The sequence below is a fragment of the Umezawaea sp. Da 62-37 genome, assembly GCF_032460545.1.
Lineage (GTDB): Bacteria > Actinomycetota > Actinomycetes > Mycobacteriales > Pseudonocardiaceae > Umezawaea.
In genome coordinates this window covers 7,304,497-7,316,339 of record NZ_CP135965.1, presented here as the reverse complement: position 1 = coordinate 7,316,339, position 11,843 = coordinate 7,304,497, and the positions used below count along the sequence as shown (strand labels likewise).

Below are 11,843 nucleotides of genomic sequence, written 5' to 3'. Positions count from 1 at the left end.
ACCAACAGATCAAAAAGGCGGCTCGTCGGCGAACCCTGAGCCTGCTCCGACCGGCGCGGGAGCAGATCCCCACGGGTCGTTCGCAGCGGCCGGGTTCGACCCACTTCCGTTGCGACTGACCTTGGTGACCTTGGCGGTCGCATAGCGCAGCGACGGGCCGATCTCGTCGACTTCCAGCTCGACGACAGTGCGCTTCTCGCCTTCCTTCGTCTCGAAAGACCGCTGCTTCAAGCGCCCCTGGACTACCACTCGCGCCCCACGAGTGAGGCTCTCAGCAACATTTTCGGCAGCCTGGCGCCAGAGGTTGCACCGCAGGAACAGCGCGTCGCCGTCCTTCCACTCCCCCGACGCCTTGTCGAACGTGCGGGGAGTGGAAGCGACGGTGAAGTTCGCGACTGCGGCACCGGAGGGGGTGAACTTCAACTCCGGGTCGGCGGTCAGGTTTCCGATGACCGTGATGACGGTGTCTCCAGCCATGATCAGCACTCCTTGCTATTCGATACGGACATGTCCACGACACAAAGTCGCTGCTAAAGAAGCACTTCTCAGCTGGAGCTACACATAATGAGCGACTCGGCCACGTTCTCCGCAACCTGGCGCCACGCGCTGCACCGCAGGAACAACGCGTCGCCGTCCTTCCACTCGCCGGACTGCTTGTCGAAGTAGCGTGGGGTGGACGCGACGGTGAAGCTCGCGACGGCCGCGCCGGCCTGGGTGAAGCGCAGTTCCACGTCGGCGGTCAGGTTTCCGCTGACGGTGATGGTGGTCTCTCCAGCCATGGCGAGAACTCCCTTGCAGGTCAGTGAACAAGTCATCGTCAACCCATCTGAGTCCTCCCCCACCTGATGCGAGTGCATCGAGCGGGTTCGGCCTGAGGGGGCTGTCGATCTGCGGAGTGGTGATCAGGTCGTGGCAGGGCCCCGACAGGGGGCGGCGGGGGTTCCGGCCCGTGCAGTTCGGGCCGGGTTCATCGTCGCGAACCCTGACGCGATCTGATTCACTGCGAGCGGATCGACAGCCCCCGGTCCGAACCCGCTTGTCCTCAACCGTCTGCCTCCCCTCTCCTGCTTTTCATCGCCTTCCGTGTGATCAGCGAGTGGCGGTTGCGTGCAGGACCGCCCACCGGCGCAGCACCTTCCACCCGTCGCGGCTGAGGTCGAGGCGGTGCGTCTCGCGGCAGTGGCCATCGACATCGGCGAACAACCAGAGTCCCCGAACGACCAGTCCAGCTCTGCGCAACCGGTCGATCAGCTCGGCATCACGTGGATCGGCTGGACCGGTGTGGTGGTAGCCGTTGTTGTCGACGGTGACCTGATAGAGGTCGTCCTGCCAGGTGGTGAAACGGTCTTGGGTGATCTGCTGCAGCAGCCGGTGCATCGGCCAGTCGGCCAAAGGCCCCTGGTGTTGTTGGGCACGGGACACCGGCAACGCCTCGGCATCCAAGAGTTCCTGCTGAATCGATCGGAGCCGACGGCGACGACGCACGCGGGATCTGGTTGCTGTTGTCGGCTCTGGTGGTGCGGTGACGCCGTGGCAGACCGGGCACCGGTGGTTTTCGATCGTGGTGTCACCGCCCGCGGCGGCGGTGAAGTCGATGTCCGCGCACTGCGCGCACTGGTGAGCCAGCAGTGCGCGGTCGGCGCCGGAGCGCTCGCACACGACGTGCTGGCCGCCGTAGACAATCGTGGCGGCTAGGCGCTCGGCGACCTGCTGCTCGGCGAGGTCCGCCGCGGTAGTGGGGATGGTGTCGACGGCGAGGGTGGCCAGGTGCTCGGCTCTGTGGGCGAGCCGGGAGTGCTGCAGCGGGTCACGGCGGCCGTCGATGGTCAGTGTGAACTGTCCCGCTCGCCAGCCCAGTGCGACCGGGATTCGGACGCTGGCGGCGGCGATGGTGATCCGGGCTGTCGCGGTCACTCCGTTGGTGTCCCAGTCGAGAGTGGGGATCCAGATCTGCGGTGCCAGGTGCGCCACGACGGCGCGGGTGAGGGTGGCCGCGGCGGATTCGCCGAGCTGGTAGGCACCGGGCAACGTGCTGTCGGTGCCGGATGGGACGGTCAGGCGGGTGTAGGGCATGCGGGACTCCGTGGCGCTGGAGGTCCTTCGTGCGGGCGGCAGGAGATGCCCGCAGGCCGGTGAGGCCGTCTGGGGAGGGTGAGTCGGCCTCGTCGGTCCTGCGGGGGATCGGGGTGTCAGGCGGCGCGGTCGGCCAGCTGCCGTGGGGATCGGCTGCCTGCGTCCAAGCCGTCGCTGATCGCGGTGTTGGCTTCGTGGGTGGGGATACGGCGGTGTTGTGCGGCGATGTGCAGGGTGGAGCGGGCTTGGTCGTCGGTGAACTCTCCCCCGCCGACCAGGCGGCCCAGGGTGTAGGCGGCGCGCACGAGGGTGTCGTGCGCGGTGTGCGGGGCCGCATGGATGACGGTGTCGGCGACCGTGTCCAAATAGCGCTGGCGACGGGTGTCCGACAGGGGGCGAACGTCACCGAACACGACCGGTTCGGGCTGCGGCCGTGGCGGCGGGGTGAACAGCGGGACCAACCACTGCGGCAACGGCGCGATCGGCGCGCGGCGGGCGACGGTGTAGGTGCCGTCGCGGCGCATCGAGCCGGCCGCGACGATGTACCCGCCTCGGCCGCGGCTGTCGATGCGCCACCCGGCCCGTCCGGCGGTGTTGCGCAGCAGGCTGTCCTGGCCGACCGTGAAGTACGGGTGCACGGAGGGGCTGGGAGTCCGTACCGTGTAGGTGTCGTGGGGGTAGGGCTGGCCAGCTTGTTCGGCTAGGCGTGCCAGTACGTCGCGGCCGTGCCGGGCACCTGCCCATTCCGGTGGCGGGTCTTGGCCGTGGTCTGGGTCGAGGTCGAGTACGTAGAGGTTGCTGGGGCCGCAGGCGATGCCCACGTTGCTGGATGGGGAGGCGTTCCACCAGTAGCGGATCAGGTCGGGGTCCGTGGTGGCGCGTTGCTCCCAACCGAGGTGGCCTTCAGTGCACACTCCGGTGCCGTCGCAGTGACGTTTGCCGTGCAGGGCGGGGATTTTCGATCGTGGCCATAGCGGAAATACGTAGAGGCCTTGGCGCGCGGCGGACAACGCCGCGCCTGTCAGGTGGGGCAGCGGACGCTGCCGCCAGGCGCGGCCTCGTGGGGTGTGTCGACCGATGGTGCCGGTGGGTGCTGGTGTAGTCATTGCTCATCTCCCCGAACTGCACGGTAGTTCACTGTTGGCTGTGTTTGATGCTTGTTGACCGGGTGACGTCACCGGAGTGGGCGCTCGACGACCGAGCACCCACTGCCGCGCCCTATCCGCATCCGTTTGTTACCGGGCCTGCTCGTTGAGCACTTCCAGCAGAGCGGTGATGGCCTGCTCGGGATCCGCGGATTCCTGCTCCACCACTGTCGTCCAGCCCGACAACACGACGGTGCGGCTCGGTTCGCGGAACCGACCGCCGATGATGCCGATCTCATACTCCGCGCCGGCGACGCTGATCCGCGTGACCTCAAGGGTCAGCATGTTCGACAAGTTGTGTCGACGGGGTCGGTCAACCTCGACGTCGTCGCGGGTGATCAGGGGGTTTGCCATGTGTCTGTTCCTCCGTGCCGGACGCTTTATCAGCCGTGGAAAAGGTTGTTCGCCGTGCATGGGTGGGTCAGCCCAGAGGCGTGGTGCCGTGCGCGGCGCGCTGGTCGATGGGCGGTGTCTCGGTCAGCGCGCTCCAACCGCGCGAGTCGCAGGAGAGGAACCGGCCGTCGATGGCGATGACGTCACCGATTGACAGCGAGCGATTGCGGCGGGCGCGGTAGTCCACCGCTCGCGGATCCGGGGTGCCGAACTGCGGGTCGTCGCCGACGTTGAATAGCCTGTATGCCTCGTAGGCGATGACCCAGTCGAGGTCGGGGGCGCCGGTCTCCGCGGCTGTGGTGTAGACGAAGACCTCGGTCACGGTCTGGCCAGGCTCGTAGCCACGCAAGTACTTCTCGCGGAGGTGGTTGTTGTGGAACACCCTCACCTGTACGTCGGTGGGAGCGGCGGTGGTCTGCGTAGTAGTCATGCCATCCCCTGGGATACAAAAGGCCGAGCCCAGGACTGCTGGGTCGCAGTGGGCTGTGCCATCTCGGACCGGGCCATAGAGTGAAATCGGCAAATACTCGGCAAAATGGCTGGCGATAACCTTGATCGACTGGATGTTCATGTGACACGGAGCAGTCGAAATGAGCCTTTCCAGAGTTAAGGCAGGTAGGGCAACGGTCGGGGTGTGGCTGGTTCACCCCGACCGTTACGGACGGCGGCCGCCGGGGCGATTGGCGACGGGCGGCGGGCGACAGGTCAGAGTTGCTCGTGCGGCACACCGGACCCGAGCGATGCGCTGTCCCGTGCGCCGGGTGCGGTGCTGGCCCGGTACACGGTGGTCCAGATCCCGGCTTGGCGCGTGAGACCCGCGGTGTGAGTGGCGCCTGGCGAGTCGTTCAAGATGAAGGCCAGGCACCGTTGGGCGTCGAGGTCGGCGGCGGCCTGCACCATGTCCTCGTTGCGGCGGAATCCCGCGTCCGGGCGGTACCGGCCGTCTTGCACCCACTGTGCGGGATATCGGTCGACCTTGCCGCCCCAATGAGTCCAGCAGTCCTCGCAGAGCCGATCGGCACCGCGGGGACAGGCCCCGGACATCAGGATCGTGTCCGGGTGCCACACCTGGGCAAGCGCGTCGCGAACGACGGTGGTGTCGGTCCAGAGCTGTGAGCCGGTGATCAGCACCCGTCGATACATCCTGTCCATGTTGTGAGCCGCCTCCGTGGTCGGTGAAGTTCCCGTCGTGTGCGGGTGAAGGTGGCTCACGTAGTCGGGTCGGCGGGGTCCAGCGAGGTGTGTTGGAGGCCGCCGACCCGATCACGTACCGTGCGCCGGCCCTGTGCACGGGGAGTGCGACGCACTCGGGCGGCGCTAGTCCGTTCTTACGTCATCGAGAATCAGCACGTAGAAAATCGCGACGGCGAAGGCCTCCCAGCCATCGACATGTATCTCGATCAGGGCGAAAACCGCAGTCGCCGCAGCGGCGCTGACGGCCGCTGCGGCGACCGCGGCCACCGTCATGATGATGTCGGTCAGGAAACGGACAGTTCGGTAGTTCACCGCAGAACCTCATTCGATGACGGGTTGTGGACCGCGGACCGCAGAATCCGGACGCCCACGCCGAGTTCCGTACAGGAGTTCGGCGTGGACATTTGAGCGAAACCAGTGGCTCGGGCTGTCACTGCTGATGGCGTGGCGGGTCGTCGCAGTCGACGAGGTGATGGGTCAGCCAGCGCGCCGCGGCGTCCGATCCGCCGCGGGATCGCAGGGCTGCGACCAGTGAGCTGACCTCGTGGCAGGTCAGTGCGAAGGCAAGGTCGGCGGCGAGCGCGGGGTTGCTGAATGCGGCGGCGTGGACCTCGTCGGGGTCGTAGTCGTAGGTGACAGGTTCGGCGGCGGACATGGTGCTGCCTCCTCTCGATGTGCCGAGTGGTTACGGGTGCGCTGGTGGTGTGTTCAGTGGGTGCGGAAGCCGTTGTGGCGGGCGGCGGTGCGCAGGAACGGGAGGACGTCGTCGCCGAGGGCTGCCGGATGCGGTGTCCCGGTGGTGGTGGCGAGTTGGTAGGCAGCCAGGGCCTCGCGGCACTCCTGGGCGGTGACGTGCCAGCCGTCGCCGCTGGCGAGCTTGTGGACGGGGATGCCGGGCAGTCGGGCGTGTCCGCGGCTGCCGTGGTCGGTCCGCGTCTGTTCCAGGGCTCGCAGGTAGGCGTGGGCGCGGTCGGTGACCGGCTGGTCATCTCGGAAGTCGTCGCGGTCGAGGTGGTCACTGTAGGGGAATTGCGGCACGGGGGTCGGGTGTGCCATGCCCAGTGCGACCATCGCCTGGCACAGGCGGGTCGTACCGAGAGTGAATCCGCGGCGGAGGGTGGCGGTCTGCTCGACGCCGGGGTTTGCTTGGACCTGCATGACGTAACCCACGGGGGTTCCTTCCGCTTGGACGGTGCTGTTCACGACCGAGCTTGGATGTGATCTTCGCGAGACCGGTTCGGCCACGCCGACGCGGCACGGCCGCGTCGGCGTTAGGCAGTGCCGGCCGGCCGGCCGGGTTCATCAGGACGGGGCCGATCAGCGTGATCACGCAGTGGCCTTGGCCCTGGCGGTTGTCGTGGCCGGTACGCTCTTGCCGGGCAGGGCGGTCACGGGCTTGGCGGCCTTGTCCGGTTCAGCCGTAGGCGAGGCCTCGTCCTGCTCCTGTTCCTCGTCGGTGAGCGGGTTTTGGGCGCCGTAACGGATGCGGTCGCTGATCGCGTCGGCCACCTGCGGCAGCACGGTGAGCAGGACAATCCCGAGCAGGATCATCGCCAGCATGGCCAGGGCGCCGAGAATGTCATTCCACATTGGACTCTCCTCGCATCGTGGGCATTGCTCTGTCGGTGGTGGAGCGCGGCCCGGTGGCACGGCCGGGCGTGTGGGGGCAAGCGCGGTTTGCTTGCCCCCACACGCCCGGCCGTGCAGGGTCGTCGCGATCCACCACCGACGCAGCGGCGCAAAAACCTTCAGACTTTCCTCGAAACTCTTCGTGCACCTTGGGTCCGCGTACTCTGGCGGTCGGTCAAAGCGTGGCGAGATAGTCGGCGGCGTCCTTGACGACAACACAGACCATCGGGGCCAGTTCGGCGTAGACGTCGAGGGCGACCGGCCAGCCAGGCATCGCCGTCCATGGCTGCCCGTCGTGGCGACGGGGGATGCCCAGCGGCGGCGGGACGTGACCGGGACGCAGGTCGAGGTCCCAGCGTGGGCCACCGGCGACGCGGGCGAAGTAGAGGTCGTCACCGGTGAGGTCCAGGCGAATCAGCGGTGTCCCGACGGGAATCTCGTGATGGGGGCGGGCCAGGAACTCCGGTAGCGGGGTGTCGCTGGTGATGGTCCAGGTGGAGCCGTGCAGGGCTCCGGTGAGGTGGGTCGCGACCGCGGAGACGTTGTCGGCCAGGCCGACCTGCACCAGGTGCAGGCGGTACCGATGCGCGCCGGAAATCGGAGTCACGGTTGCACTCCCCCGGCGGGAAGTTGCCAGGCCGGTTCCGGCTGGACGTCCACGATCAACGGGGTGTCGTTGTCGTCGAGAGTCCAGGAAGTGCGCTGGTGCTGGCGGACCAGTTCGTCGATGATCGCTTGGCTGTCGCGGGCGCGGAACCACGTCTCGAACTCGTTCTGGGCGTTGAGGGTCGCGCCATCGGGGTAGCAGTCCACACCACTGAGCGCTTCGCAGTGCGGCATCGGGTTCTGCGCGGCTGCCATGGGCTGTCGGGAGTGATACTCGATTGACATCATGAGGATGAGCGAGTCCGGTGTGCCGGGCCGGATCTGCAGCTCGACGGCGCCGGGCGGGCCGTCGACGATCACCCGGAGCACCGTGTCGTAGGGGTAGCGCAGCAGGCGCACTGACAGCGGCGCGGGAACTGACACGTCGCCGAACAGGACCAGGCCGGTTCCGGACATGGGAATCCTCTCTGCAGGAGCGGTTCGAGCGAAGGGATGCACCGTGAGGTCAGGACACGCGGTAGGTCTGCTCGAACCCTCCGGGCCCGAAGGGGTCTTCGAGGCGGACCGTGACCGGCACGCCCGACATCTGACCCTCAGGGGTGATCAGCACGGTGGGATGGCCATCTGGGCCGGGGAAGACCGCGACGGTGAGCCCGTCGGCGTCCAGGCAGTAGGTCACCGCGGGTGCGGTGTCCTCGGCGGGGTCGGCGTCCAGGACGCGGAGGGTGCCCAGCCGCAAGGAGACCTCCCCCGGTTCGGGTCCGGCGACGTGTTCCTTGACGATCGCGAACCCGGCATCGTCGGAGGTGCCGCTGGTGGGCGCGTCGAACTCACCGGTGCCGTCGTCGCCGTAGAACGTCCTGACGACCTCGGCGTCACTGAGCGACTCGCAGGAGTCGGGCACATCGGCGCGATGGGTGATGTCCGGCCAGTCGGCGCGGACAGCGCCTGCGAGTGCGGCCAAGGCGGCGGCGTAGCTGTAGAAGGGGCAGGTGTCGTCGACATGACGGTCCCACCGGCGCAATAGGTGCACGGTGAGTCCTACCGGAGCAGGCGGCTCGGTGATCGGCGACGGTGTCGGAACGGTGGACATGTGGATGCTCCGTTCACTCGCATGTGCTGTGCACGAGCCGGACACGATTGTCAGAAGACAGGGGTGAGCACCGCGTGGACGGTGGCGTCACCGTGGAATACCGTCGGTGTGGTGTCGTCATCGCCTGTGAACCAGACCCGGACGATGTCCGTGTCCAGGGACAGTTGGCGGACGCGGCGGTCGCCGAAGTAGGGGTCGACTACGACGCTGCCCAGCGTCAGCTCGACCGGCCGGTGCTCGGCGGGGATTCCCCCGAACTTGTGCACGTAGTGCGCGAAGGTCTCGGCTTCGAGGGCGTCGCCGGCCAGGATGTGCTGGCTCCAGCGGATGGTGTCGGCGTTGTCGTTGCGGTCGTAGGTGATGACGTGGCCTGGGATCACTCCGGCTATCTCCAGCACGCCGGTGGTGCGATCGATCAGGCCGATGACGGTGTAGTCGCTCATCGGCGCCCCTCGTCGCCGGACGGACGGGTTCGGGTTTGGATGACAGTGGTGGGCATGGGCACTCCTCGACGTGGTTGGCCAGGTGGGTCGCCGGTCGGGGTGTGGCTGGTTCACCCCGACCGGCGAGGTCGTGACGCACAGGAGCTACCGACGAGACCGCGCCTTCGGTGCGATCCGGCCGCCGATGAGCCTGTCCCCCGTGTTCCGGGCTGCCCGGCTGCGCTTGGCAGCCGGGCAGCGGGTTCAGGCGGTCAGCAGGTCGTAGGCGGTCTGCTTTTTCTCGGCCAGGTCTTTACTGATCAGGACCCGCTTCGCGCGGACGTCGAGGGTCTTGGCCGGGGCGCGGTGGTCCAGGTACTCGGTGACTGCCTGGAACGCCGCCCACCGGGTGCCGCGGATGGGTGCCTGGGTCTCCGCCGAGGTCCACAGCCGGGTCAGTTCCCTGGTGCGGCGTTCGGCGTTGTTGAGTGTGCGGGCTTCCGCGGTCTTCTTGACCGGCCACACCTCGCGGATCAGGTCGTCGAACTCCGTGCCGGTCATCTCGCTGCGGATCATCCGCTGCGCTTCGGCTTCGAAGGCGGCGCTGTAGTCGTAGAGCAGACCGAGCTTGCTGCGGATCTCCGCGACGTTGATCTCGGACTTGCTGGTGTGTCGAATGGACACACACGAGATGTGGTCGCGGATGGCGATCCGCTGCTGGTTGGCGCAGAAGGGCCGGAACGGCACGATCATCACCCGAAACGCCGTCTCTCCGTCGTGGGAGTTGAACACCACGAGGTGCAGTTGCAGAGTGTCGACCCCGTCCACGTGCATCAGGTTCGGCAGTTCGATCGTGACGAACGTCTTGCGTCCGCCCTCGATCGCGCCCGCGTAGCCGGTGCCGCGGGCGCCGGACTCCGCGACCAGGGTGTCGATGACGGCGGCACCGGCCTCGTTCTGGTGCACGCCATAGCCTTTGCCCACGGTGGACAGGTAGCGGGTCGCCTGCGTGCGAGGGTCGGTGTAGGCGAGCATCACCTCGTCGGGATTGGTGATCGAGGTGACGCCGTCGGGGGTGATCTCGGTGGAGGTCATCGGGAGCTTGCGGATGTTCCATCCGGCCAAGCCCGCGGTGACCAGCGCCTCGTGGGCGCTTCCGGCGTTCGCGACAGGAGTGCCCAGCTGCGCCCAGGCACTGCGGCGATCGGGATCGGCCGCAGCGAGCAGGGAGCCGAAGCCGGTGGTGAGGATCTGCGGATGGGACATGTGGTGCCTCCACGTGGTCTCGATGTCATCCACCTGACCTGTTGATCTCTTGGTCCCTTGTGGACAGAAGGCGGTGCTGCCCCGGTCTCGGTGGGGCGCACTCGTCAGGGCCCGGCAGGGGGTGGGGGTCAAGCCATCCCTTCGGCTTGACCCCCACCCCCTGCCGAGGCAGAGTGCGGCGCCCCACCGAGGCAGGGCACCGCACTCGCATCGGCTGCCGCACCGTTTCCTGCTCTGGTAGCGGGAACTCGACGGCGTGGCGGACGTTCGATCCGCGGTCGTGCAGAACGGTGGGATGAGGTCAGGCCAGGGCCTGCGCCATGGCCGGGTCGATCTCGATCTCGACGCTGAAGATCCGGTCGTCGGGGGCGGCGAACTGCTCGGCGAGGCCACGGCTGCCGAACGGCGCGGTCTGCATGGCGGCGTCGCGGTCGAGTCCGGCGAAGAACAGTTCGACCTCGACGCGGTGATCGGGTGCCGCCTCCACCACGAGCGGGTCGGCGAATTAGATGTCGCGGGGATGTGCCAGCCGGCCGGTGATGTCGAGGCCGTGGACGTTCTGGCTGTCGCTGTAGTCGAGGTGGGCCTCGATCAGCTCGCGGTTGTCCTCGAGGTAGTCCCCGAGGGAGTAGTCCTGGTCCAGCAGCAGCCCGTTCAGGTCTTCGACGGGCACCGGGATCGCCGCGGTGAACTCCCAGCTGATGCTCTCGCCGGCCTCGACGGTCATCGGTACGGCGACCTGCGCGGCGTCGTCGGGTGTGGTGGCGGTGATGTGGAGTCGGGTGCCGAGACGGGTCTCGGTGCTGTTCAGGGATCGGTAGGGCTGGTCGATCAGCCGGGGCAGTGGGTGGTCGTGGTCGGGTACCGGGTCGTGCAGGAGGTGGTCGGTGTAGTGGCGCAGCGATTCCGGCACGACCTGGTTGAGCGCGTCGGCGTCGCCGTGCAGGCACAGGTAGACGACCAGTTCGCACACTCGCAGCGGGGGCAGCGCGGCGAACTCGGCCGCGTGCCGCGGATCGGTGTGCGGGCTGGTGAACCAGTCGATCAGGGTTCGGGCGGTGGCGCGGATGGCCGGGGCGACCGCGGGCTGGTCGGGATAGATGCCGCCAGTGAGGTCGCGGCGGGCCAGAGCGGACAGCGCCAGGTGGGATGGGGTTCCGGTGTAGGTGACGCCGTAGGCGTCGGTGAACTGGTAGTCCGGGCTGGTGGTGGCGGCGATGCCGACGGCGGCGCCGATCTGAACCGGGTCGATGCTCAGACGCGATCCGGTGGCGGGGGCGACGGGCATGGTGAGCTCCTTCGGACAGCACGAAGCAACCCGCCGGCGCGCGGAGGCGCCGGCGGGCCGGGCAACGGTGGGTGGCGGCTAGGAGGCGGCCGGGCTGCTGGTCGGGACGGTGTCGGAGTGGCCGAGGTGGGCGATGTGGTCGCCGACGGTGTCGAACACCGCGGCACTGCTCCCCTCGCCCAAGGCTCGTACCAGCGCTACCAACAGGCCGCGTACCGCGTCCAGAGGATCGGCGTGGTCGGTGCGCAGGTGGATGACCAGGCCGGTCTCGTGCGGTGGCGGGACGGTGAGCATGCGAGCCAGCCAGGCGGGCATGCACAGGGCTTGGGCGGCGGACAGCTCGTCATGGTCGTCGGTGTTGATGCCGAACTCGCCGAACCACTGGTTCAGCACATCGACGGTGTCGCCTGCGCTCCAACTGCCGTCGCTGTGCTCGATCTGTTTCAACCGCGTGAACAGGTCCAGGACCACAGCGGGCTGGGTGAAGTCCGGCTCCCGCCCGGTCGGATCGTCGGTGGCGGCCGGCGGTCCGAGTGTCGGGTCGGTGAGGCTGGCGGCGAGTGCGTCGTAGAGCGGTGTACCGGCGCTCGTGCCCGACGGTTCAGCGGTGTCCGGCGCTTCGCGCGCGGGCGCAGCGGTGGTCATGGGTTGGTCGATGCCGCAGAGGTTGTCGTTGGTCATCATGGATCTCCGCTCGGTGTCGTCGCAGGGGTGGGCGTGGTCTCGGGTTACGA

At 67.9% G+C, this 11,843-nt stretch carries 18 protein-coding genes and 1 pseudogene; all 19 read right to left on the bottom strand.

Annotated features, from left to right (window positions below; genetic code table 11):
* Nucleotides 1-9 precede the first annotated feature (9 nt).
* Nucleotides 10-477, bottom strand: a complete 468-nt coding sequence (locus RM788_RS33820) for a single-stranded DNA-binding protein (RefSeq protein ID WP_315922706.1) — start codon at nucleotides 475-477, stop codon at nucleotides 10-12.
* Between the two features lie 89 nt (nucleotides 478-566).
* Nucleotides 567-779 (bottom strand): annotated as a pseudogene (gene ssb, locus RM788_RS33815) (single-stranded DNA-binding protein); the annotation flags it as partial.
* Nucleotides 780-1,089: 310 nt separating this feature from the next.
* Nucleotides 1,090-1,971, bottom strand: coding sequence for a hypothetical protein (locus tag RM788_RS33810; protein ID WP_315922703.1), 882 nt, complete (start codon nucleotides 1,969-1,971; stop codon nucleotides 1,090-1,092).
* A gap of 218 nt (nucleotides 1,972-2,189) precedes the next feature.
* On the bottom strand, nucleotides 2,190-3,083 hold the full coding sequence (locus tag RM788_RS33805) for a bifunctional DNA primase/polymerase (protein WP_315922701.1): 894 nt from the start codon (nucleotides 3,081-3,083) through the stop codon (nucleotides 2,190-2,192).
* 225 nt (nucleotides 3,084-3,308) lie between these two features.
* The gene (locus RM788_RS33800; RefSeq protein WP_315922699.1) at nucleotides 3,309-3,503 is read right to left on the bottom strand and encodes a hypothetical protein; all 195 of its coding nucleotides are present in this window, start codon (nucleotides 3,501-3,503) and stop codon (nucleotides 3,309-3,311) included.
* 136 nt (nucleotides 3,504-3,639) lie between these two features.
* Entirely contained in the window at nucleotides 3,640-4,182 is a 543-nt protein-coding gene (locus tag RM788_RS33795) for a hypothetical protein (protein ID WP_315922697.1), read from the bottom strand.
* A gap of 134 nt (nucleotides 4,183-4,316) precedes the next feature.
* The gene (locus tag RM788_RS33790; protein ID WP_315922695.1) at nucleotides 4,317-4,742 is read right to left on the bottom strand and encodes an SLOG family protein; all 426 of its coding nucleotides are present in this window, start codon (nucleotides 4,740-4,742) and stop codon (nucleotides 4,317-4,319) included.
* Nucleotides 4,743-4,928: 186 nt separating this feature from the next.
* A complete protein-coding gene (locus RM788_RS33785; RefSeq protein WP_315922692.1) occupies nucleotides 4,929-5,117 on the bottom strand; it encodes a hypothetical protein in 189 nt (62 codons plus the stop codon).
* 118 nt (nucleotides 5,118-5,235) lie between these two features.
* On the bottom strand, nucleotides 5,236-5,460 hold the full coding sequence (locus RM788_RS33780) for a hypothetical protein (protein ID WP_315922690.1): 225 nt from the start codon (nucleotides 5,458-5,460) through the stop codon (nucleotides 5,236-5,238).
* 53 nt (nucleotides 5,461-5,513) lie between these two features.
* The gene (locus tag RM788_RS33775; RefSeq protein WP_315922688.1) at nucleotides 5,514-5,975 is read right to left on the bottom strand and encodes a hypothetical protein; all 462 of its coding nucleotides are present in this window, start codon (nucleotides 5,973-5,975) and stop codon (nucleotides 5,514-5,516) included.
* Between the two features lie 156 nt (nucleotides 5,976-6,131).
* The gene (locus RM788_RS33770; RefSeq protein ID WP_315922686.1) at nucleotides 6,132-6,395 is read right to left on the bottom strand and encodes a hypothetical protein; all 264 of its coding nucleotides are present in this window, start codon (nucleotides 6,393-6,395) and stop codon (nucleotides 6,132-6,134) included.
* A 214-nt stretch (nucleotides 6,396-6,609) separates the two neighbouring features.
* On the bottom strand, nucleotides 6,610-7,041 hold the full coding sequence (locus tag RM788_RS33765; RefSeq protein WP_315922683.1) for a hypothetical protein: 432 nt from the start codon (nucleotides 7,039-7,041) through the stop codon (nucleotides 6,610-6,612).
* A complete protein-coding gene (locus RM788_RS33760) occupies nucleotides 7,038-7,496 on the bottom strand; it encodes a hypothetical protein (RefSeq protein WP_315922681.1) in 459 nt (152 codons plus the stop codon). The genes RM788_RS33765 and RM788_RS33760 overlap by 4 nt, the downstream gene beginning before the upstream one ends.
* A gap of 49 nt (nucleotides 7,497-7,545) precedes the next feature.
* Nucleotides 7,546-8,133 carry a hypothetical protein gene (locus tag RM788_RS33755; protein WP_315922679.1) on the bottom strand — a complete coding sequence of 196 codons (588 nt, stop codon included), beginning with the start codon at nucleotides 8,131-8,133 and terminating at the stop codon, nucleotides 7,546-7,548.
* 50 nt (nucleotides 8,134-8,183) lie between these two features.
* Nucleotides 8,184-8,576 (bottom strand): hypothetical protein, encoded by a 393-nt coding sequence (locus RM788_RS33750; protein ID WP_315922677.1) that lies wholly within the window; start codon nucleotides 8,574-8,576, stop codon nucleotides 8,184-8,186.
* Nucleotides 8,577-8,819: 243 nt separating this feature from the next.
* The gene (locus RM788_RS33745; protein ID WP_315922675.1) at nucleotides 8,820-9,821 is read right to left on the bottom strand and encodes a DUF932 domain-containing protein; all 1,002 of its coding nucleotides are present in this window, start codon (nucleotides 9,819-9,821) and stop codon (nucleotides 8,820-8,822) included.
* A 301-nt stretch (nucleotides 9,822-10,122) separates the two neighbouring features.
* The gene (locus RM788_RS33740; RefSeq protein WP_315922673.1) at nucleotides 10,123-10,308 is read right to left on the bottom strand and encodes a hypothetical protein; all 186 of its coding nucleotides are present in this window, start codon (nucleotides 10,306-10,308) and stop codon (nucleotides 10,123-10,125) included.
* A gap of 18 nt (nucleotides 10,309-10,326) precedes the next feature.
* Nucleotides 10,327-11,109 (bottom strand): hypothetical protein, encoded by a 783-nt coding sequence (locus RM788_RS33735; protein WP_315922671.1) that lies wholly within the window; start codon nucleotides 11,107-11,109, stop codon nucleotides 10,327-10,329.
* A gap of 78 nt (nucleotides 11,110-11,187) precedes the next feature.
* Entirely contained in the window at nucleotides 11,188-11,790 is a 603-nt protein-coding gene (locus tag RM788_RS33730; RefSeq protein WP_315922669.1) for a hypothetical protein, read from the bottom strand.
* Nucleotides 11,791-11,843 lie beyond the last annotated feature (53 nt).

Excerpts from the sequence above, each read along its gene's own strand:
- RM788_RS33820 (WP_315922706.1), bottom strand. The coding sequence starts at position 477 with ATGGCTGGAGACACCGTCATCACGGTCATCGGAAACCTGACCGCCGAC.
- RM788_RS33800 (WP_315922699.1), bottom strand. The coding sequence starts at position 3,503 with ATGCTGACCCTTGAGGTCACGCGGATCAGCGTCGCCGGCGCGGAGTAT.
- RM788_RS33795 (WP_315922697.1), bottom strand. The coding sequence starts at position 4,182 with ATGAACATCCAGTCGATCAAGGTTATCGCCAGCCATTTTGCCGAGTAT.
- RM788_RS33780 (WP_315922690.1), bottom strand. The coding sequence starts at position 5,460 with ATGTCCGCCGCCGAACCTGTCACCTACGACTACGACCCCGACGAGGTC.
- RM788_RS33770 (WP_315922686.1), bottom strand. The coding sequence starts at position 6,395 with ATGTGGAATGACATTCTCGGCGCCCTGGCCATGCTGGCGATGATCCTG.
- RM788_RS33760 (WP_315922681.1), bottom strand. The coding sequence starts at position 7,496 with ATGTCCGGAACCGGCCTGGTCCTGTTCGGCGACGTGTCAGTTCCCGCG.
- RM788_RS33755 (WP_315922679.1), bottom strand. The coding sequence starts at position 8,133 with ATGTCCACCGTTCCGACACCGTCGCCGATCACCGAGCCGCCTGCTCCG.
- RM788_RS33750 (WP_315922677.1), bottom strand. The coding sequence starts at position 8,576 with ATGAGCGACTACACCGTCATCGGCCTGATCGATCGCACCACCGGCGTG.
- RM788_RS33745 (WP_315922675.1), bottom strand. The coding sequence starts at position 9,821 with ATGTCCCATCCGCAGATCCTCACCACCGGCTTCGGCTCCCTGCTCGCT.
- RM788_RS33735 (WP_315922671.1), bottom strand. The coding sequence starts at position 11,109 with ATGCCCGTCGCCCCCGCCACCGGATCGCGTCTGAGCATCGACCCGGTT.
- RM788_RS33730 (WP_315922669.1), bottom strand. The coding sequence starts at position 11,790 with ATGACCAACGACAACCTCTGCGGCATCGACCAACCCATGACCACCGCT.